The sequence below is a fragment of the Domibacillus enclensis genome, assembly GCF_900156125.1.
GTDB classification, from domain to species: Bacteria; Bacillota; Bacilli; order Bacillales; family Domibacillaceae; genus Domibacillus; species Domibacillus enclensis.
Genome location: NZ_FTLX01000001.1, coordinates 178,082 through 199,057, shown reverse-complemented (window position 1 = coordinate 199,057; position 20,976 = coordinate 178,082). Strand labels below are relative to the sequence as shown.

The 20,976-nt window shown below is 47.8% G+C and carries 20 protein-coding genes; 15 read left to right on the top strand and 5 right to left on the bottom strand.

Annotation, left to right across the window (positions count from 1 at the left end):
* Window positions 1–72: 72 nt before the first annotated feature.
* Genes BW952_RS01030 through brnQ form a run of 3 tightly spaced genes read left to right on the top strand, consistent with a single transcriptional unit; the run spans window position 73 to window position 4,117 of the window.
* Window positions 73–936, top strand: coding sequence for an ATP-binding protein (locus BW952_RS01030; protein WP_045849626.1), 864 nt, complete (start codon window positions 73–75; stop codon window positions 934–936).
* Between the two features lies 1 nt (window position 937).
* Window positions 938–2,821 carry a vWA domain-containing protein gene (locus BW952_RS01025; protein WP_052698368.1) on the top strand — a complete coding sequence of 628 codons (1,884 nt, stop codon included), beginning with the start codon at window positions 938–940 and terminating at the stop codon, window positions 2,819–2,821.
* A 15-nt stretch (window positions 2,822–2,836) separates the two neighbouring features.
* Window positions 2,837–4,117, top strand: a complete 1,281-nt coding sequence (brnQ, locus tag BW952_RS01020) for a branched-chain amino acid transport system II carrier protein (protein WP_045849586.1) — start codon at window positions 2,837–2,839, stop codon at window positions 4,115–4,117.
* Window positions 4,118–4,210: 93 nt separating this feature from the next.
* Here brnQ and BW952_RS01015 read toward each other — a convergent pair whose 3' ends face one another.
* The 3 genes from BW952_RS01015 to yidC all read right to left on the bottom strand — a co-directional run bounded on the left by BW952_RS01015 (window position 4,211) and on the right by yidC (window position 6,945).
* Window positions 4,211–5,395, bottom strand: a complete 1,185-nt coding sequence (locus BW952_RS01015) for a toxic anion resistance protein (RefSeq protein WP_045849587.1) — start codon at window positions 5,393–5,395, stop codon at window positions 4,211–4,213.
* Window positions 5,340–6,038 (bottom strand): 5-bromo-4-chloroindolyl phosphate hydrolysis family protein, encoded by a 699-nt coding sequence (locus tag BW952_RS01010; protein ID WP_045849588.1) that lies wholly within the window; start codon window positions 6,036–6,038, stop codon window positions 5,340–5,342. The genes BW952_RS01015 and BW952_RS01010 overlap by 56 nt, the downstream gene beginning before the upstream one ends.
* A 145-nt stretch (window positions 6,039–6,183) precedes the next feature.
* Window positions 6,184–6,945: a membrane protein insertase YidC gene (yidC, locus tag BW952_RS01005; RefSeq protein ID WP_045849589.1), complete on the bottom strand. Its 762-nt coding sequence runs from the start codon at window positions 6,943–6,945 to the stop codon at window positions 6,184–6,186.
* Between the two features lie 173 nt (window positions 6,946–7,118).
* Between yidC and bioB the strand changes: the two genes are divergently transcribed.
* The 6 genes from bioB (at window position 7,119) to BW952_RS00975 (ending at window position 11,429) form a co-directional block, all read left to right on the top strand.
* A complete protein-coding gene (gene bioB, locus BW952_RS01000) occupies window positions 7,119–8,114 on the top strand; it encodes a biotin synthase BioB (RefSeq protein WP_045849590.1) in 996 nt (331 codons plus the stop codon).
* A gap of 277 nt (window positions 8,115–8,391) precedes the next feature.
* The gene (locus BW952_RS00995) at window positions 8,392–8,787 is read left to right on the top strand and encodes an FAS1-like dehydratase domain-containing protein (protein ID WP_045849591.1); all 396 of its coding nucleotides are present in this window, start codon (window positions 8,392–8,394) and stop codon (window positions 8,785–8,787) included.
* Entirely contained in the window at window positions 8,780–9,142 is a 363-nt protein-coding gene (locus tag BW952_RS00990) for a MaoC family dehydratase (protein ID WP_045849592.1), read from the top strand. Before BW952_RS00995 ends, BW952_RS00990 begins: the two co-directional genes overlap by 8 nt.
* Window positions 9,139–9,507 (top strand): CidA/LrgA family protein, encoded by a 369-nt coding sequence (locus tag BW952_RS00985; protein ID WP_045849593.1) that lies wholly within the window; start codon window positions 9,139–9,141, stop codon window positions 9,505–9,507. The genes BW952_RS00990 and BW952_RS00985 overlap by 4 nt, the downstream gene beginning before the upstream one ends.
* Complete coding sequence (locus BW952_RS00980; RefSeq protein ID WP_045849594.1) at window positions 9,504–10,175, top strand: LrgB family protein; 672 nt, start codon at window positions 9,504–9,506, stop codon at window positions 10,173–10,175. The genes BW952_RS00985 and BW952_RS00980 overlap by 4 nt, the downstream gene beginning before the upstream one ends.
* A gap of 411 nt (window positions 10,176–10,586) precedes the next feature.
* Window positions 10,587–11,429, top strand: a complete 843-nt coding sequence (locus BW952_RS00975) for a formate/nitrite transporter family protein (protein WP_045849595.1) — start codon at window positions 10,587–10,589, stop codon at window positions 11,427–11,429.
* 13 nt (window positions 11,430–11,442) lie between these two features.
* Here BW952_RS00975 and BW952_RS00970 read toward each other — a convergent pair whose 3' ends face one another.
* On the bottom strand, window positions 11,443–12,807 hold the full coding sequence (locus BW952_RS00970; protein WP_231581278.1) for a TrkH family potassium uptake protein: 1,365 nt from the start codon (window positions 12,805–12,807) through the stop codon (window positions 11,443–11,445).
* Between the two features lie 17 nt (window positions 12,808–12,824).
* Window positions 12,825–13,988 carry an aminotransferase class I/II-fold pyridoxal phosphate-dependent enzyme gene (locus tag BW952_RS00965; protein ID WP_045849596.1) on the bottom strand — a complete coding sequence of 388 codons (1,164 nt, stop codon included), beginning with the start codon at window positions 13,986–13,988 and terminating at the stop codon, window positions 12,825–12,827.
* Between the two features lie 164 nt (window positions 13,989–14,152).
* On the opposite strand from BW952_RS00965, the gene BW952_RS00960 reads away from it, so the two are divergent.
* The 6 genes from BW952_RS00960 to BW952_RS00930 all read left to right on the top strand — a co-directional run bounded on the left by BW952_RS00960 (window position 14,153) and on the right by BW952_RS00930 (window position 20,919).
* Window positions 14,153–14,707 carry a biotin transporter BioY gene (locus BW952_RS00960; protein ID WP_045849597.1) on the top strand — a complete coding sequence of 185 codons (555 nt, stop codon included), beginning with the start codon at window positions 14,153–14,155 and terminating at the stop codon, window positions 14,705–14,707.
* 31 nt (window positions 14,708–14,738) lie between these two features.
* Window positions 14,739–16,133, top strand: a complete 1,395-nt coding sequence (locus BW952_RS00955) for an AMP-binding protein (RefSeq protein ID WP_045849598.1) — start codon at window positions 14,739–14,741, stop codon at window positions 16,131–16,133.
* A complete protein-coding gene (locus BW952_RS00950) occupies window positions 16,130–17,194 on the top strand; it encodes an acetyl-CoA C-acyltransferase (RefSeq protein ID WP_045849599.1) in 1,065 nt (354 codons plus the stop codon). Before BW952_RS00955 ends, BW952_RS00950 begins: the two co-directional genes overlap by 4 nt.
* Window positions 17,195–17,257: 63 nt before the next feature.
* Complete coding sequence (locus BW952_RS00945; RefSeq protein WP_045849600.1) at window positions 17,258–18,697, top strand: phospholipase D family protein; 1,440 nt, start codon at window positions 17,258–17,260, stop codon at window positions 18,695–18,697.
* 75 nt (window positions 18,698–18,772) lie between these two features.
* Complete coding sequence (locus tag BW952_RS00940) at window positions 18,773–19,132, top strand: replication termination protein (RefSeq protein ID WP_045849601.1); 360 nt, start codon at window positions 18,773–18,775, stop codon at window positions 19,130–19,132.
* Window positions 19,133–19,593: 461 nt separating this feature from the next.
* Complete coding sequence (locus BW952_RS00930) at window positions 19,594–20,919, top strand: CitMHS family transporter (protein ID WP_045851134.1); 1,326 nt, start codon at window positions 19,594–19,596, stop codon at window positions 20,917–20,919.
* The last annotated feature ends 57 nt before the right edge of the window (window positions 20,920–20,976 follow it).

The window sequence follows — 20,976 nt, the reverse complement described above, 5'->3', positions numbered from 1 at the left end:
GCGTTATAAGTGGATTCAGGTGTATGATATTAAACAGGCAAAACGCGAGTAGAAAGGAAGAGTTTTTTGAACATCTCAACATTACCACAACCAATCCACGCGATTATTGAACAGCGCAAGCAGCAATTTCAGTACGCAGCGCCCGAAGCATTTCAAGCGTATATCGCCCAAAACGACGATTTGGTAAACGATGCCGCGGTTGCGGTCGCACTTGGAAAAAACATATTGCTGAAAGGGCCTACGGGCTCCGGCAAAACAAAATTAGCCGAATCGCTTGCGGCTCAGTTCGGCCAGCCGGTTCACAGCATCAACTGCTCCGTTGATCTCGATGCAGAAGCGATGCTCGGCTTTAAAACGATTGTGGAAAAGGATGAACAAACACAAATTGAGTTTGTGGAAGGACCCGTCATTCAGGCCATGAAAAACGGCCATCTTTTATACATTGATGAAATCAACATGGCGAAGCCGGAAACGCTGCCGATTTTAAACGGAGTCCTGGACTACCGGCGTCAAATTACCAATCCGTTTACGGGAGAGGTCGTCACCGCCAAGCCATCCTTCACAGTAATGGCCGCCGTTAATGAAGGATATGCTGGGACAGCTCCGATGAACGAAGCGCTTAAAAACCGGTTTATTGTGTTTGATATTCCTTATATTTCAGGCGGCGTTTTATTTGATGTACTGAAGCAGCAGTCCATCCTGCAAAATGATTCACTTTTAAGGCAGTTTGTTTCTCTTTCAGGCGATTTGACATCACTGGTGGAAAGCGGCCGGCTCCCGGAAGAAGCTTCCTCCATTCGGGCATTGCTTGATGCCTGCGACCTTGCGCTGTACATTCCGCCTGTTCGGGCCATCGAAAGTGCGATCGCGGGGAAGCTTGATGACGAACGGGAAAAAGCAGCGGTACGCAATATAGCAGAAACGTGGTTTGCGTAACGTGGAACGGTTTATTCAGTTTAATGATGAAACCGTCAATTCCGCTCTTTGGATGGAGCTGTCTGATTTGGCGGCTGCTTTAGCGCAAAATGGGGAGGTAAAGGTCGAGTTTGGCCCGCTTTCGTATTGGCAAAAAGACCCGGCTGTGCTGTACGTCAGTCACTTTTGGCATCATCGGACGAAAATGGAAGAAACGGCTGGCATGAAAACAGACATTTATTTACGGGCGATCGGCACAGCGAACTGGACAAATGAAGAAACGGTCCAGTTCTTTACAAGCAAGTACAAGGATTCGTTTAGCCGACAGCTTTTAGCTGCTGCTGAGGATATACGGCTCGAGACTCTTTGTACGGAGCTGCGGCCGGGCACTGCAGAAGCCTTCAAGCAGCGAAAAAAAATGCTGCGCCGCTTTCATCAGGAGCAGCTGAATGTAAACAAATCAAAAGGGTTTTTTCTTGATGCTGTTTTTAATGCGTTATTTGTTTTATGGCAGGCGGACGCCCCTTTCGAGTGGTCGGATATTTACCCGCCTGTTGATTCCGCGCGCCCTTTTATAGACCGGACGGCAAGGTCCTTATTTGACGCCCGATCGACAGCTGATGTCGTCAGAATCGTCAGGGACATTGCGGACGTGCTAGAAGAGCTGGACTTGCGTAAAATGGTGAACACATACAGCCACCTGCCGGATTACCGGGTGCAGGAAGAAGAAAATGCGGTAGACCCGGGCAGACGGCAGGACCCGCTTGCTAATAATGATGAACAGGAAGAAGGGGAGAATGAGCAATTTGATGAACAATTCTCTACCTGGCACCGTGAATCAGAGGAAACGCGCGGTACGTTTATGCAGTTCGATTTAGATCAAGGCACAAAAACACCGATGATGGGCAACACAGCGAGAGAAGGAGAAGAAGGGGATGCGGCTCTTGCGTCCGTACAGGGCCAGTCTAAAAAAACCTCGCGTGAGCAGTACAACCGCCTGTTGGCAGAACGGCGCGATGCGGAAATGGCAGCGGATGAAACGCGATATGGAAAAGAAAACATCGGTGCAGTGGCGATTGACGAAAAAGCCCGTGACGCGACAGAGGAAGAAAAAGAAGCGTATCGTCTTTTCAAAAATGAAACGGAGCCGGCTGTTCAAACCTTAAAAAGAATCATTGAGAAATCGATTGAAAAAAAACGAAACAGCCCGCAGGACAATTTGCTGACGGGTCGTCTCGGACGCAAGCTGACCCGTTACTTTACGGATGAAAACCCGCGCCTTTTTTATAAAAAACAAGCAGCCTCCACGGAAATTGACGCGGCTTTTTATTTATTAATTGATAGTTCCGCTTCAATGTATGATAAAATGGACGACGTGAAAAAAAGTGCCGTGCTGTTTCATGAAACGCTTGCGTCTTTACGGGTCGCGCATGAAATCAAAGGGTTCTGGGAGGATACAGCGTCTCTCTCCAAGGAAGTGAAGCCGAATCACTTCTTAACGGTCGTCCCTTTTGACACATCGTCGCAATCCGGATCAGGCTATTCTATTATGCAGCTGCGTCCGGAAGAGGACAACCGCGACGGTTTTGCCATTCGTAAGGCAGTAGAAGCATTAGAGCGGCGCAGTGAACAGCGAAAATTCCTGCTCGTCTTTTCTGATGGGGAGCCTTCTGCTGCAGATTACGAAAAAAATGGCGTGCTCGATACCCACGAAGCGGTGCTTCTCGCGCGGAAAAAGGGGTTGACGGTATTCAATCTTTTTATTGGTGATGAAGCACTGAACGAAGCGCGCCAGGAAACGATGAAAACCATTTACGGACACGGTGCGATCATGGTGCCGGACGTGGGGGACCTTCCGCACGTGCTGACGCCCATGTTAAAAAAATTACTGTTTGACAGCATTTAGAAAGGACGTTTCATCTTGAAAAAAACCGATATTATTCTCATCGGGCTTATGTTATTTGCGTTATTTTTCGGTGCGGGAAACCTGATTTTCCCGCCATTTCTCGGCATGCAGGCAGGGGAATCTTTTTTACCGGCCATTGCCGGCTTTATTATCACCGGAGTGAGCCTGCCTTTTTTAGCGGTCCTTTCCATTGCGATTTCCGCTGATGGCATCACTTCTATTGGAAGCCGCGTTCACCCGATGTTCGGCCTGGGTTTTGCTGTGCTCATTTACCTGGCTATCGGTCCGTTCTTCGGTATTCCGCGGGGGGCTAGTGTTGCGTATGAAATGGGTGTCCAGCCATTTTTAACAAGCTCCTCCTCCGGGATGCTGCTCCTGTTTACAGTTGTGTTTTTCGTGGGGGTCTTTTTGCTCAGCTTAAATCCGTCCAAAATCGTGGATACAATCGGGCAATTTTTGACACCTATTTTATTAATTGCTATTTTAGCGCTTTGTCTGGCCGCTTTTTATCAATTTGATTCACCGGCACAGGCACCTGCTGAAAAATACGAAACAGCCGCTTTTACAGCTGGCTTTATTGAAGGTTATTTAACGATGGATACGATTGCGGCGCTGGCGTTTGGGATCGTCGTCGTGACATCGCTGCGAAATAAAGGCGTTCACGATCAAAAACAAATCGTTCGCTACACAGCGATGACCGGTTTAATCGCGGCCTTAGGGCTGGCGTTTGTTTACGGCTCTATCGGCTGGATCGGGGTTCATATGCAGGGAGCGGACCAGTTCGATAATGGAGCAGCCATCCTGACAACCGCCTCGTCACTGCTGTTCGGCACATTCGGAAAGCTGCTTTTAGGCATGATTGTGGCACTGGCCTGCTTGACGACCTGTATCGGCTTAACATCCGCCTGCGCGCAATACTTTCATGAAAAATGGCCGCGCGTTTCGTACAAGCAGTATGTGGCGGTGTTTACGGTCATCAGCTTTGTCATTGCCAATCTGGGTCTTACATCGATTATCACCTTTTCCGTTCCGGTGCTAGTGATGCTTTATCCTTTTGCCATTGTTCTGATTATTTTGTCACTGCTGCATCCGTTGATCGGTGATTCACGCACGATGTACATCGGTGCGATGCTGTTCACTGCGGTGTACAGCTTGTATGACGGTGCCGTTGCGTTTGGTTTGCCGGTCGATGGGGTGGGTGCTGTGATCGGCTGGGTGCCGTTTTTCAATAGCGGGCTCGGCTGGATTGTTCCGGCAGCAGCAGGAGCTGCAATCGGGAAGTGGGCAGGGAAATAAAGAAGGAATCGCTAGCAAGGTGTTTCGATGTAATATCTGCATAAAAAAAGCCGAATCCACATGGGTTCGGCTTCTTTTGGGTAGAGCGTTTTATTATTGCTTCAAGCGCAGCAGCCGCTGCTTTAAATCGTCTTCCATGACGATTAGTTCATCTTCTGCCGCTTTCCGTTTCGTGCGGCCGTCCTGCTGGATGCGAATCGTTTCTTCAAGCGTCGTAATTAAGTTTTCCTGCGTTTTCTTCAGCGTCTCAATATCCACAAGACCGCGTTCGTTTTCACGCGCTGTTTCAATAGAGTTGACCTTCAGCATTTCTGAGTTTTTCAGCAGCAGGTCGTTGGTCGTTTTCGATACTTCTTTTTGAGCCTGGACTGCTTTTTGCTGACGAACGAGTGTCAGGGCAATTGCAATCTGGTTTTTCCAAAGCGGTACAGCGGTTAAAATCGAAGACTGAATTTTTTCAGCGAGCGCCTGGTTTGTGTTTTGAATCAGCCGAATTTGCGGAGCGCTTTGAATGGTAATCTGCCGGCTTAATTTCAAGTCATGCAGTCTTTTTTCCAGTCGGTCCGCAAAGGCAATCATATCGTTCACGTCTTGAAAATCCATCTGATCCCCCGTACGCTCCGCTTTCTGGCGCAGCTCCGGTATGGTTTTCGTTTCAATTTCCTCCAGCTTTAATTCCCCGGCGGCAATATAAATGTTTAACGCCTGAAAATACTCTTTATTTTTTTCATATAATTGCTCCAGCATACGGATGTCCTCGACAAGGCCGCGCTTGGAATGCTCAAGCTTCACCCCGATGCGGTCAATTTGAGCACCGACCTTTTGGTAGCGGGTCATGACCTCCTGAACAGAATCAGACACTTTGCCAAACATACGTGAAAAGACATTGCGCTTTTCATCACGCAGTTCATCCGGATCAACATTCTTTAAGCTTTTCATTAAATCGTTTAAAATATCGCCGATCGGTCCAATGTCTTTGCGCTGGACGTGATCGAGCATATGGTGAGAGAAATCGGACAGCTTCGTTTGGGCGGCCGTTCCGAATGAAAACACCGCCTGCTGGTTGCCTGCATCAATTTGAGCGGCCAGCTGTTCGGCTTTTTGCTTGTGCTCCGGTGACAGAACATCCACCAGTCTTTTTGTTTGCTGAGTGGGCGTGGCTGCACTTTGCGTCTGTGGCAGCTCACCGAAAGGGTCTGCCAGCAAATCATCTAATAGGAAATCATCGGTTTTTCCGTCCGTAACGGGTGCCTGTTGTCGTTGTAATTCGTTGTTCATCTTTTTGTTCTCCCTCCTGTACAGGTTCAGCTTCGATTCTTTTTTGCGTCCGGTTTGTTTGCTGACGTGCGACATCAAGCTCAATCGTTAAATGTTCAATATCGCGGGCCAGTACTTGACGCAGATCAGATTCCAATGTTTTGGACAGATCTCCGAGCGTTTCCTTTGTTTCAATAAGTGATTGTTTTGTTGCGGGATCTTTCACTTTATTGCGGGAAAGAATCGCAGATTTTTCTGCAAGCTCTACGACTGAATCCAGATGTGAATAGAAAAAAGGCTCGATTTCATAAAAACGCTTCGGCTCTTTTTTGACGATGGAATAAATTCTTTTCACTAGACTGTTCAGCTCAATCATTTGTTTGAGCGAGCGGAGGCTGCGCACCTTTAAAAAAAGATTCTGCAGCCGGGACAGCTTGATCTTCGCTTCCTTCAGCTGATCAAGTATATAGTAATATTCTTTTCGGTTTAAGGCATGTTTTTTCTGAATCCGGCGATTGCTGACATTCGTGTAAAGCATAAAGACAGCCGCAAACGCCACGACTGACGCACCATAGACGAAAATGCCATCAACCATCGTTGAGGCAAGAAGCGCTGCACCGAATGCTGCTGCGACTCGGCGAAGCGTATAAAAAGCATATCGCATCGTTCATCCACTCCATTTTATCATTTTGCTCTCCATTATGAGCGTATTATGTTCTTTTATACGGACAAGCGTATCAAAAAGTTTCACTTCTTTCCATTTATCCGATCAAAGAAAGGACTGACAGTTGTCAGTCCCTCGTAATTCATTATTTTGCCGGCTCCTCAGCTGGAGGATGGTTTTGATAATACTTGCGGCCAAGCCACGACTGGAAAATTAAAATGATTCCGCTGACTGTCCAGTAAATTGGCAAAGCGGCCGGTGCATTGAATGAGAAAATCAAAATCATCACCGGAGATAAGAGGCCAATGAATTTCATTTGCTGCTGCTGTTCAGCAGGCATCGTCTGCATGGATACTTTAAATTGAATGTAATAAATAATGCCGGCAATGATCGCCATGGCAATATCCGGCTGACCAAGCTCAAACCATAAAAACTGGTGGGTTTGAATGTCTTCCGAAATGGTGATGGCATAATAAAGGCCTGTCCAAACCGGTATTTGCAGCAGCATTGGCAAACAGCCCATCGCCATCGGATTGATATCATGATCCTTGTACAGACTCATCATTTCCATTTGAATCTTCCGCTGCTCTTCCGGGTTTTTCGTTGCTTTTAACCGTGCTTGAATGTCCGTCATCTGCGGCTTCACGACATCCATTTTCTGACGCATCAGTGCCTGCTTTTTCATCGAGTTCAGCATCAGCGGCATCAAGATAAGCCGGACGCCAATTGTAATGCCGATGATCGCCAGGCCATAGCTGCCAAGCAGTTCACCGAGCCAGTGAATTAGCTCAACAAACGGATTTACTAAATAATCGTGAAAAAAATGACCTTCTGTTTGGGCGCTCTGGCAGCCGGACAATATAACGGCAGAGATAAGCGTGACACCCAATAAAATATGTTTTTTCAATAGCTGTTCCTCCTGCGCCTGCTAGCAGGCTAGTTCCTTTAGTCAAAAAAAGTATACTCCTTTTTCTTTATGAAAACAATGAATGGACAAAAGGAGTAATGTTAACTTTATTTAATTTTATGTTGACAAAATAATTAGAAATCCTTTAATCTGGAAAAAAGGAGAGATGATCAATGACAACATGGACGCAGCTCGCTCAACAAGTAGTAAACGGATATCAGCTGTCAGAAGAGGAAGCGCTTCAGCTTTTAAACTGCCCGGAAGAGGAATTGCTGCAGCTTCTGGACGGTGCTTATCACATTCGCAGGCATTACTTTGGCCGAAAAGTAAAGCTGAACATGATTATCAATACGAAATCCGGTCTTTGTCCGGAAGACTGCGGCTATTGCTCACAGTCCTCTAAATCGACCGCACCGATTGAGAAATACCGGATGATGAACCGTGAGCAGATTGTGGCCGGTGCCGAAAAAGCACATTCACTCGGGGCCGGGACGTATTGCATTGTCGCAAGCGGCAGAGGACCTTCTTCAAAAGAGCTCGAAACGGTTAAAGGGGCGGTAAAAGAAATTAAAGAAAAGTACCCGATGCGCATTTGTGCGTGCCTTGGCATTTTAAAGCCGGAGCAGGCAGAACAGCTGAATGAAGCGGGGGTCGACCGCTACAATCATAATATTAATACGTCTGAAGCCCATCACGGTGACATTACGACCACCCATACATATAAAGACCGGACCGAAACCGTTGGCCGTGTAAAAGAAAGCGGCATGTCGCCCTGTTCAGGAGTCATTATCGGCATGGGCGAAACAAAGGAAGATATCGTGAACATGGCACTCAGCCTTCGGGCCCTGAACGCTGACTCGATTCCCGTTAATTTTTTACATGCCATTCCTGGAACGAAGCTTGAGAACGAAAAGCCCTTGACCCCATCCTTTTGTTTAAAGGTGCTTGCGCTGTTCCGGTTTATCAATCCATCAAAGGAAATTCGCATTTCCGGCGGCCGGGAAGTCAACTTGCGTTCTGTACAGCCGCTGGGTCTGTACGCCGCCAACTCCATCTTTCTCGGAAACTATTTAACGACAGCCGGCCAGGAAACAACAGCCGACCACAAAATGATTGAAGATATGGGCTTTACCATTGAATACGCACATGAGCAGGAACCTGTTTGTTAATTTCGGTCTAACGCCGATAAATTGAAAATACCGCTGATATCCTCTTGTCTATCGCTGATATCGTCACTATATCGGCGATAGACCGCCCTTTATCAGCGATAATGAAAATATATCGGCGCTAAACACACTTTCTGGTGCGAATATGGATGTGCTCAAAAACTGAATGAAGCAGTCATGGAGATTGCTTCATTCAGTTTTTTGTGTTTATTAGTTAAGTTATATCCCCCCCTTTTCTTTATTCCAGTATGCTAAAATTGAGAGGGAAAGAGGTGATACAATGAAGGGGAAAAGAGAGCTGTACCGGTACAAAACCGTGATCAAAAAACATCATGTGGAAGCGTTTAAACAAGCAGCTTTTTGGATGGAGGAAGGGGAAGAAGTCCCTCCGACATATATGGCAGCACTCGACTTTCAAAGCGGCATGACGTTTCAAACGTTAACGGAACAGCTGGAATTCGATCCTGCCTGCGTGCTGCACGGAAGCCAGTCCTATGAATACATAAAGCCTGTCGCAGTCGGTGATGAAATTGAAGCAATCGTGATCGTCACCGGAATCAGTCCAAAACGAAACCTGACATTTGCAAAAATCGAGACCACTTACATAAAAAACGGCGAATCCGCCATCCGATCAAAATCTGTTCTGATCGAGCGGAAAGGAGACTCCCATGTTTGATGAAAGAGAATGGACCATTACAGAAAAGGATGTTCACTCATATGCGCTTGCATCAGGCGACCACAATCCCATCCATACAAATGCAGAAGCCGCAAAAAAAGCCGGTCTTCCCGGCTGCATTGTTCACGGTATGCTTGTGATGGCTTTGGGCGCCCGGGCAGTCCGTGAATGGCAGCCAGACCCGATCCGATCCCTTGATGCCCGCTTTCAAGCAATGACGTATCCGAATGAGCTGTTGCGTATAAAAGGAAGCTGGACAAACGGAGAGGAAGGCATCGGAATCGTCCAAATTGAGAATAAAAAAGGAGACATCAAAATGAAAGGGACCTTTTCAGTGAAAAGGAATGCTTTATGAAAAGGGCCGTTTTATTCATTGGACAGATTGCCTTTTTGATCGTTCTTTATCAGCTTTCTGTCTTGATTACAGCCACGCTGAACATTCCGATACCGGCTAGTGTGTTTGGCATGCTGGCACTGCTTCTGCTGCTTTCAACGGGGGTGGTGCCTGATCGTTTCATTGCGCTCGGGGCGACCTTTTTAAACAAGCACTTAGCGTTCTTTTTCATTCCAATTGCAGTCGGCTTGATGGCATATGGCGACTTGATCCGCTCAGATGGTCTTTCTTTATTTTTGATGATTGCCGGCAGCTCGATCATTGGCTTGCTGGTTACCTCCGGATTGTCCGCCATTCTGTCAGCTAAAGGGAGGGAAAAGCAGTGACTGTCTTTTTTATTTTGTTAACGATTGTCGTATATGCCGGCGCGCGCTTTGTTGCGATGCGGTTTCCATCTCCTTTTACAACGCCGGTTTTCACATCCACAGCGGCAGTGATTGTCATTTTGCTTTTGATGAATGTTTCTTACGAAGAGTATACGCCGGCGAAAGACATCATGACCTTTTTGCTCGGGCCTGCGACGGTGGCACTTGCCCTGCCGCTTTACCATAACCGGGTTGTTCTGATGGAACGGCTCGTACCGACAGCTGCCGGCTTGATTGTCGGCACGATCTCAACGATTGTCTCCTCCGTCTGGCTGTCAGCTGCTCTCGGTTTGTCAGAAACCATTCAAGCGACCTCTTCTGTTAAAGCTGTGACCACTCCTGTTGCGATTGAAGCCGCAGTGATCATTGGCGGCGATCCTGCTCTCGCGGCGGCTTTTGTCATGACAGCCGGTATTTTCGGAGCCGTTTGCGGCCCTCTGCTTCTTACGATGGCCGGCATTCAAGATCCGTTTTCACGAGGTCTTGGCATTGGCACGGTTTCTCACGGAATCGGGACGAGCCAGGCGGTGCTCGAAGGACCTGTGCAGGGAGCGGTGTCGAGTGCCGCAATGGGATTTGCTTCTATTATCACGGCACTTGTACTGCCGTGGCTTTATCCACTGCTTTAAATAAATGAGAAAAGTCCCTTTTTGTTAGAAAATCACATTCAGGGGCTCCGGGCTGCCGGTTCCGCCTTCCTGCGCCGTTGTGGTTCTATGGTGTATCGTCATTAAAACGCGGAGGACTTGCGCTGCGCAAAAATTCAGCAAGAAACAGCCGATCTTCCTTATGTTAAGAAGAATCGGCTATTTATAATTTCACATTCACAAGTTGCTTAAATCTTATTACTTTTTAATCGATTGATAATAAATTCTTTTCACCAATCACACATCTGAACTCTTCATTGATAACGCTTTAAAAAAGGACAAAAAGTTGTGACAAATTCGGAGTGGACTTTACGGCAGGAGGGCGTATAATAAGAGTATAAATTAATTGTGAATTATTTCACAAACTAAAAACATGAATGGTGAGTGAAGGACATGAACAAAGAAGCGTACGAAGAAATTAATCAATGGGCAATGAAAAAAACCGCGATCTTAAAGCACAATCCACTTCAATACATTGTAAAAGCGATGCTCGCAAGCTTTTTCATCGGTTTCGCCATCATGCTTTCTTTTAAGCTGGCCGAGCCCTTTTACGATGCTTCTTCTCCGGCAACAGGGTTGATGCTGGGCGCTTTCTTTGGGATTGCTCTCGTTCTGATTATCTATGGAAGTGCCGAGTTGTTCACAGGCAATACAATGTATTTTACCATGAGCACAATGAGCGGGAAAACAACATGGAAGGATGCGCTGGCTGTTCTTAGCGCCTGCTACAGCGGGAACCTGCTGGGCGCTGTGTTCTTCGGCTTGTTTATCGGTGCAGCCGGCATTTACAACGACCCGGCCACCTCTCAATACTTGATGGACGTCGTCTCACATAAAATGCATTACCCGGCGTCTGAATTATTTTTCAAAGCCATTCTTTGTAACTGGATCGTCTGCCTGGCTGTCTGGATTCCTATGCAGATGAAGGGGGACATGGCTAAGATTGTAACTATGCTTTTATTCGTGATGACATTCGTTGTCGCTGGCTTTGAGCATAGTGTCGCGAACATGGTGCTGTTCAGCCTGGCGCTGGCGGTTCCTCATCCAGAAGCGATTTCTGTTGCCAGTGCGGTGCATAACCTGATTCCTGTGACCGTGGGGAACATGATCGGCGGCAGCGTCTTTGTCGGCATGGTGTACATGTATTTGGCAAAGCCGGCTGTAGCATCTGAGCCTGCAGAAGCGAAAGAACGCATTTCACTAAAACTATTGCAAATGAGCAAAAGCCGTCGCTAATGGACGGCTTTTTTTAACCAATCAAAATCCGCTCTTTCGGATAGTGGTAGGAATCTTTTATTTCTTTTCCACGAATCAGGAATAGGAGGGAGAACAAGCCGACACGTCCGATAAACATGAGCATAATCAAGATCATTTTCGCCGGTGTGCCAATAACACCGGTAATGCCGAGGGATGATCCGGTTGTTCCGAATGCCGAGGACGCTTCATAAATGATCGGCAGAAGCGCGACCTCAGGCTCCAGATAAGAAAGCAGCATAATCGACATGCACCAAATAAACGAGCCCGTCGCCACCACGACAAAGGAGCGGTGAATATCAATCGGGTCCACTTCTCGGTGAAACACTTTGATCGTATTTTTGCCTCGTGCAAACGTAAAGATGCTCAAGGCAGCAATCGCGACGGTCGTTGTCCGCAGGCCGCCGCCGACGCTCGAAGGAGACGCGCCGATGAACATGAGCATGGACAGCAGCAGCAGCGAAGGCGTAGAAAAATCATTTAAGTCCATCGTTGTTAAGCCGCCGCTTCTTGCTGCTACGGATTGAAAGGCTGTGTAAAAAATGGATTCATGCCACGATTTATCAGCTAAAAAGTTCTTATGCTCAAATAGAAGCAAACCGGCAATGCCTGACAGGGCCAGAAAAAAGTACATAAAAACAGCTAATTTGGTAAACAAGCTGAACGTAAACTTTCGCGTGCCACGGTACGACAGGAAATCCTTTACTTCAATTAAAACAGGAAAGCCAATAGCACCCAAAATGATCAGCACCATATGAACTGCCTGCACAAAATAATCATTCGCATAAGGCAGAAGAGACGCTCCAGTAATATCAAAGCCGCCATTCGTTGTGGCACTAACGGAGGCAAACAGTCCGTGCAGAAACGCTTCTGCGGCCGTTGGATAAAACGGCATAAAGTAAACCCCTAATACAAGTGCCCCTACCGCTTCAATAGCTAATATGAGCAAAAAGATTTCCCGCATAAGCTTCACGAGGCCGCTTAAATCCGTCCGGTTTTGATCGGCCATAATCAGCTGCCGTTCCCGCATGCCGATTCGTTTGCCGAAAAGCAGCCAGACCATGGAGCTGAACGTCATAATCCCAACGCCGCCAACCTGCAAAATAAGCAAAATAAAAAAGTAGCCGGTGGTGCTAAAGGTATCAACGGTGCTGACAGGTGTTAAACCCGTCACACTTAACGCGCTGACCGCGACAAAAACAGCATCAATAAACGCAATGTCCACTCCCGGCTTATGTGCAATCGGGAGCAGCAGCAAAAAGCTTGAAAACACAGCACCCGTCAAATAAAGCAGCACAATCACTTGAAAGGGAGAAAGACGGATCGTTCGTTTTAACTTCATTTTCGCTCGTTTCGCCATCTAACACGTCACCTCATTCATGGCATCACCCTTTGCAGCTGGACAGCTGCCTTTTTCAGCACATCTGCCGGCTGGACAAGAGCGATCCGCACATACCCTCGGCCGCCGGAACCAAATGCACTGCCCGGCACCATGACGACGCCGGCCTCGTCTATCGCTCTATACACAAAGGCACGGTCATCCCCGCCCGCTGGAATCCTCGCCCACAAGAACATGCCGCCGTCCGGGCGCTCTACATGCCAGCCGATTTCTTGAAGACCTGCTGTTAGTGCTTCAGCCCGAGAAAGAAATTCTGCCCGAAGCCGGTCCGTTATTTCCTCTGCGTGATCCAGCGCCAGCACCGCTGCTTTTTGAACCGGATGAAAAACGCCATAATCAAGGTTTGACTTTAATTGCTTTAAAATGCGGATCATCTGCTTGTTCCCGGCCATGTAGGCAATTCGGGCTCCGGCCAGACTAAAGCTCTTTGACAGCGAATTAATTTCAATGCCGACATCCTTTGCCCCTGGAACGGATAAAAAGCTGAAGGGGCGGTCGCCTGTAAAATAAAATTCTGAATACGCGGCATCATGCACCACGAGAATATTGTTCTTTTTCGCAAAAGCAATGACCTGCTCGAAAAAAGCTCGATCCGGCAAGGCTGGAACGGGATTTCCCGGTAAATTTAACAACAGAAGCTTTGCTTTTTGAGCGGTTTTTTCAGGTATTCGAAATAAATCCGGCAAAAACTGATTTTCCGGTATGATCGGCATATAATGGGGAACTGCGCCAGCAAGTGTAAGCCCTGCTTCGTATGCGACATAAGCGGGATTTGTCATCAACACAAGATCCCCCGGATTACAAAATGCAAGCGGCAGGTGAACAAGCCCTTCCTGTGAGCCCATCGTTTGCACAATGTCAGTTTTCGGATTCAACTCTACTCCCGACCGCCTTTTATAATAATTGGCAACCGCCCGGTGAAAATGGTCTGTGCCTCCCAGCGTATAGCCGTACTGAGAAGTGTCCATGCTTTCGGCAGACAGCTTTTCGGCTATTCGTTTGTCTGGCGGAAGATCCGGACTGCCCAGGCTCAAATCAATTAATTCGATGCCGGCTTGCGCTTTTTGAGCAGCATATTCTTTTAAATCGCTGAAAATAGACGGCTGAAACGCGTTCATTTTCAATGAAGGTTCAATCTTCAAAACAAGCACCTCGTTGTGTCTAAATATGTATGTACGCGCACTATTTTACCACACCGGCTCGGAAAAGTATGCGGGCACTTTGTTAACTAAAAATAAAATAGGTTGACAATAGAATGCAGCTCGATTTACAATAAAAAAAACCAAGTAGCTGGAGGAATACATACATGAAAACCATTCACTGGATGCACGCCGCAATGTTTGCGGCCATTATGGCGGTTCTCGGCTTTTTGCCGCCGATCCCGCTTTCGTTTACACCCGTACCAATTTCGTTTCAAACGATCGGCGTCATGCTGGCAGGAGGCATTCTGGGTGCTCGTCTTGGCGCGCTCAGCCAGATCATTTTTCTGCTTACCGTTGCGGCAGGCGCTCCAATTCTTGCAGGCGGCCGGGGTGGTCTGGCCGTTTTTGCAGGACCAAGTGCAGGCTTTCTTATTTCTTGGATTGCCGGCGCCTTCATCATCGGGCTGCTCACCCAAAAAGCAGCAAAATTAACAGTCCGCCGTACATTTGCCGCTAATCTGATCGGCGGTGTGGCCGTGCTGTATGCGATCGGAATCCCGGTTCAATCCTTTGTAACGGGTGTCGGTCTGGCCGAAGTCGCCGTAGCGAGCATGGCTTTTATACCTGGTGACCTTTTAAAAGCTGCTGCGGCAGGCGTGCTTGTTCCGAGACTCCGCGCTGCGCTTCAATCGGTTCCATCTTTTCGCAGAGCGGCATAAAATTTGATATGATACAGTGGGGGGATCAGGGATGAACATGACAACCACACAATCACTCCGGGCACAGACGTGTCCGGATTCTGTTTGTTTAAAAACTGCTTCACGGACATTTTCAATAGAACAATGGGAAGATATGACGAAACGAGCTTCCGCCTGGCTTTTGAATCAAGGAGAAATTGGCAGTACCGTGGCCGTTAACGGACAAAACCGATGGGAAACCCTGCTGCTTTTTTGGGCAGCTGCGCGGTCAGGCTTCGTGTTTATGCCGCTTGATCCAAGAATGACAGAAGCCGAGCGCAGTGAGCGGCTGCAGCTTGCAAAGCCCGCCTTATATATGAATGAAGATGATTTGAATGAGCTTGAGCATCAACTGGATCAAACGGCGCCTTCATCTTATTCCCATCCGGCGCAAAACGCGTTGTTTTATTCAGGCTTCACTTCCGGGTCAAGTGGCAAGCCGAAACAGTTCGCCAGGAATCAGTCTTCCTGGCTGAAAAGCTTTGAAGCTGGGCTGGCTGATTTTCCGTTTAGCGGAACGGAAACAGCTGTGATTGCCGGACCGATCCATCACTCTCTGTTTTTATACGGTGCCGCTTTTGCTCTGTATACAGGCCAGCCCATTTTATTAACAGAAAAATTTCTGCCGGACCGCCTTTCGGTTTTGCTCAACGAGACGGAACCGTTTGTTTTTTATGCGGTACCAACGATGCTAGAAGCCATGCAAGCTGTAAATGGAAAAGGCATTGTTTTTTTATCGGGCGCAGGCTGGTCAGCCGAACGGAAAAAACAGTGGTCGTCTGCGCATGACCAAATCCGTTTATTTGAGTTTTACGGCGCATCCGAGCTCAGCTTTGTTTCCTATATGAATCCGGAAGACGTTCAAATCCGGCCGTCTTCTTCCGGAAAGCCGAGCACAGGTGTTACGGTTGAAATCCGTTCCGGCGGCGCGGCTTGTGCACCCTTTGAAATCGGAACAGTGTATGTGAACAGTCCGATGCTTTTCAGCGGCTATATGGAGGAAGGCCGGTGCAGGATCGACCTCGCGGAGGATGGATTTTACACAGTGGGGGACGCCGGCTATGTCGATGAGGAAGGCTATCTATACATCGTGGGCCGTGAACAGTTTATGATGATTTCCGGCGGCGTAAACATTTATCCGGAAGAGGTGGAGCGCATCGTGATCCAGTGCCCGGATGTGGAAGCAGCTGCGGTGACATCTATTCCCGATGACCGGCTCGGGGAGCGGCTCGTTTGTTTGTATACGGGAAAAGCAGACCAAAAAACGGTACGCCGTTTTGTGAAAGCTCGTTTATCAGTTGAAAAGACCCCGAGGCGATTTATTCAAACAGACGCCCTTCCGCTTACCTCAAACGGAAAGGTTGCGCGGGCCGAACTGAAAAGGATAGCAGAGGAGTGGAGCCAATGACCGTATACATTACCGATGCGCGCCGGACACCCGTTGGCGTTAAAGGCGGCATTTTTTCAACCGTTGGTGCAGCAGAACTCGCTGCCCCCGTCCTCGCGGAGCTGCATGCTGCTGCTTCTTTTGAAGTGGATGAAGTGATTCTTGGTAACGTTACAGGACCAGGTGGAAATATTGCCCGGCTGTCTGCGTTGCTGGCGGGGCTGCCTGTCACGGTTCCAGGTCTGACCATTGACCGGCAATGCTCTTCAGGACTTGAAGCGATCAGGCTCGGCGCAGCGCTCATTCAGTCCGCCCAGGCAGAAACGGTGCTGGCCGGCGGCTGTGAAAGCTCCAGTACCTCGCCCCGCCCTGAAAAAGCCGTTTTCTCGCCGGCGTCGATAGGTGATCCCGAAATGGGCCTGGCGGCTGAACATCTGGCAGAAAAGAAAGGCATCTCAAGAATGAAGCAGGATGATTACACACTGTTAAGCTACAGCCGGTACGAACAATCCGTTTTGTGCGGCCGGTTTCAGCAGGAGATGGTGTCAGTGGACGGATTGACACAGGATGAAGCCGCGATAAAGCAGCGCCCGATCGCAAAAATGGTTCCGCGTGCAAAAGCTGTTTTTAAGCAGGGGGGAACCGTTACCGCGCTTAATTCGTCGGCTTTTAATGATGCGGCCTGCGCTGTGACGATGACGAATCGAAAGCAGGAGGGACTGGCTGTCGTGGCATCTGCTGTGGCAGGTGCAGATCCGAATCTGCCGGCTGCATCTCCTGTCCCGGCGATCGAAAAGCTGCTCCAGCAAACAGGCCTGGCTGTACGAGACATTGACGTGTGGGAAATCAACGAAGCGTTTGCGGTGAAAATCGTTCACATATCCAATGCGTTGTCCATTCCATTGAATAAAATCAACCCGGACGGCGGCGGCATCGCACTCGGTCATCCGTACGGTGCATCCGGTGCTATGCTCGTTTTGCGATTGCTGTACGGAATGCGCGAACGGAGGGAGACGTACGGCATTGCCGCGGTCGGAAGTGCAGGAGGAATAGGTGTTGCGATGCTATTTAAACGGGTGTAAGCCCGTTTTTCCTTCTACACGGGAGGGTATAGAAAAAGAAAAAGCAGTCAGGGGGAGAGTCACATGAAAAAGAAGCTCGATAAATGGGGGAAATGGCGGTTGTTCGCCATTCTTTTTTTGTCTTTATACGTCATTATTATGCTGTACAACGTGTACAGGCCGCTTCCGGAGCATATCGCTTATGAAAGCAAGGAATACACAGTGAACGAAGACGCGGTTGATTTTTATTACAACCTATCTGGAGAGAAAAACGGTGAAAAGTTTTTCCATGAAGAAATTTTCACCCGGACGCTTTCTATTATTGAAGAAGCGGAACAATTTATCGTTCTCGATTATTTCCTTTTTAACTCCTATCATGAAAAAGATAAGGAATACCCGGCAAATGTGGAGGCGATCACCAACGCCCTGCTTCAAAAAAAGAAAGAACATCCTGATATGCCGATCCTTTTCGTAACAGACGAAGTAAACTCTTCTTACCGTTCTCATACCGTTCCGGAATTCGAACAGCTGAAGCAGGCAGGTGTAGAGGTCATTGAAACAGATTTGGACGATTTTCGGGACCCGACCCCAATTTACAGCGGATTTTACCGGATGCTGTTCACATGGTGGGGCGACAGCCAGAATGGGTGGCTGCCAAATGCCTTAACTGAAACGGCACCGGATATGACCGTTCGTTCTTATTTAACACTGTTTAACGTAAAAGCCAATCACCGGAAAACCATTACGACGGAACAAACGACACTCATCAGTTCTGCCAATCCGCACGATGCGAGCTATTATTTTGCCAACGTCGCGTTTGAGGTGAAGCAGGCGCTCGTCAATGATATGCTCCTCAGCGAAAAAGCAGCCGCAGACACACGGAGAAACGTTCCTTTTCCAGATCCAATCGAACCGCACGTGAATAATGGAAACGTCCACGTCCAGCTCGTGACAGAAGGGAAAATTCAAGAAGCAGTCCGGAATGAAATCGCAGCGGCGGAAAAAGGCGATGAAATTTGGATGGCGATGTTTTATTTAGCGGACCGAACGGTAGTGGAAGGGCTGACAGATGCAGCCAACCGCGGAGTGGATGTAAAACTGATTTTGGACACGAATAAAAATTCATTTGGCCGAAAAAAAACCGGTCTTCCCAACATTCCAATGGCCTCTGAGCTAAAAGAAGATACGAATAACCAGGTGGAAATCCGCTGGTTTGCTCAAGCGCCTGAACAATTTCATCCGAAAATGCTGTACGTCAAGCACCAGGACGAAACGGTGATCATCAGCGGCTCAGCCAACCATACGTCACGAAATTTAAATAACTACAATCCGGAAACAGACGTGAAAATCAGAGCTGCCAATGACAGCGAGATTATCAAAGAGGTAGATGCCTATTTCCATATGCTGTGGGAAAATAAAGGCGCCATTTACACCGATGATTATGAAAAGCACGACGACGATATGTCCATCGGAAAACGGATTATTTATGCATTTCAAAAGCTTCTTCACTTCACAACTTTTTAAAAGCATAGTGTGCAAAATTCAGAATTGACATTCTTTTCAAACGCTACTACACTAAAAAGAAAAGGATGTGATCCTATGCCTAGAGGTGAAGGGAAGTTTCTAATCAAGCAGCGCGCCTTTTTAAAGCTTTATATGATCCGGTTTGTCGAAGAGCATAAAATGTACGGCATGCAGGCAATGGACGAACTAAAGGCCACGTTTAAGCCGTTTGGCTATGAACCAAACCATTCTGAAATTTACCGGTCGCTTCATGAATTAATTGATGATGGCATTCTTGTGCGTCATAAAAAAATTCAAGAAGGGGCCAAATACAAGGAAATCGTGATTTACCAGTTCGCCGATTACGAAAAAGCGAAACTGTATAAAAAACAAGTGAAAACCGATCTGGACCGCAGCATGTCGCTGCTGCGGAAAGCATTAGAAGACGTGTATTAACGAGCTTGAGACAGAAGGTTCAAAATAGAAGAAAAAGCCGAACGATCACATTCGTTTGGCTTTTTTTTGAGCTCTTTATGATGATGAAACAATTAGTGAATGCGCTTATGCCAACACAGTTTGGGCGGCTTCTGCAGGACTTCGCGTTCGGAGGGGCGGGCGGTGAGATCCCTCCCGAGTCTTCGTCCTGCGCCAGCCGCCCTGGTGGAGAGGAAAAGCAATTGGTAAACCTAAAAGAAGCGTTCTGAATGCGTAACAACAAACCTCACTCTATTGCTAGATTGTTCGAATTCAATCGTCAATCTCATTGTTAATGTCTAGACTGGTTTTTATGAACACAATTCATTTTAAAGATACAACGTTTTTATTTTTCTTTTTATATACCTTTTCGCTTAAATTAATTAAATTATTCAATAATAAAGCGTTTTCAAAAAGAGAAAAGGAGTGTGTTACTTATGACAATGCTCGCAATCCTTGGTTTTTCAATGGTAGCAGTATTCATGTATTTAATTATGAGCGGAAAGCTTTCCGCATTGATTGCGTTAATGATCGTACCGGCTGTTTTTGCGGTGATCGCCGGGTTCGGTTCAGATATTGGCGAGATGGCGCTGACAGGGATTACCGAGCTTGCGCCAACCGGTGTTATGCTCATGTTTGCCATTCTTTACTTCGGCATCATGATCGACGCTGGTTTGTTTGATCCGGTCGTTGGCAAAATTTTAAAAGCGGTAAAGGGCGATCCGATGAAAATCGTCGTCGGGACCGCTGTTCTGGCCATGATCGTTTCACTGGATGGAGACGGTACAACAACATATATGATCACCATATCTGCAATGCTGCCGCTTTACCAGCGTTTGAAAATGAATCCGCTTATCTTGCCAGCCGTCGCTCTTATGGCCGTTGGGGTAACAAACCTGACTCCGTGGGGCGGTCCAACAGCCCGTGCAGCCAGCGCATTGAATCTGGATATGCAGGAATTGTTCAATCCTTTAATCCCTGTGATGATTGCGGGAGCAGTATGGGTCATTCTCTCTGCCTACTGGATGGGGAAGCAGGAACGAAAACGTCTCGGTGTTTTATCGATGGATGAATTACATGCGCCAGCTGAAGGAAAAAGCTACTTAACCTTTTTCGGTGCAGCCGCTGTATCAGAGGAAGAAGCCAAGTGGAAGCGCCCGAAGCTGATTTGGGTAAACTTCGCTTTGACCATTGGCTTAATGGCTATGCTCATTCTAGGGGTTATGCCGCTGCCGATCTTGTTTATGCTCGCTTTTGCGATTGCCATTACCATTAACTATCCGAACGTGATGCATCAAAAAGACCGGATTGCCGCTCATGCAGGAAATGTCCTGGCTGTGGTCTCGCTTGTGTTTGCTGCCGGTATTTTCACCGGCATCTTATCGGGTACGGAAATGGTCGACGCCATGGCGAACAGCCTGGTTGCCATTATTCCGGATTCAATGGGGCCGCATCTGCCGGTCATCACAGCACTTACGAGTATGCCGTTTACCTTCTTTATGTCCAATGACGCGTATTACTTCGGTGTACTGCCCATTATTGCGGAAGCGGCCTCCACTTATGGCATCAGCGCAGTGGAGCTCGGGCGTGCATCGCTTTTAGGCCAGCCGGTTCACTTGCTCAGCCCGCTCGTTGCGTCCACGTACTTGCTTGTCGGGATGGCCAAGGTTGATTTTGGCCAGTATCAGCGCTTTACGATTTTATGGACAGTTGGAACGTCGATCGTCATGACGATCGCAGCGATCCTGCTTGGCGTTATCTCCTTTTAAGGCTTCATTCCCGGATTTTTTTGATCCGGGAATTTTGCTTTTCTTCTCGCCGGATTT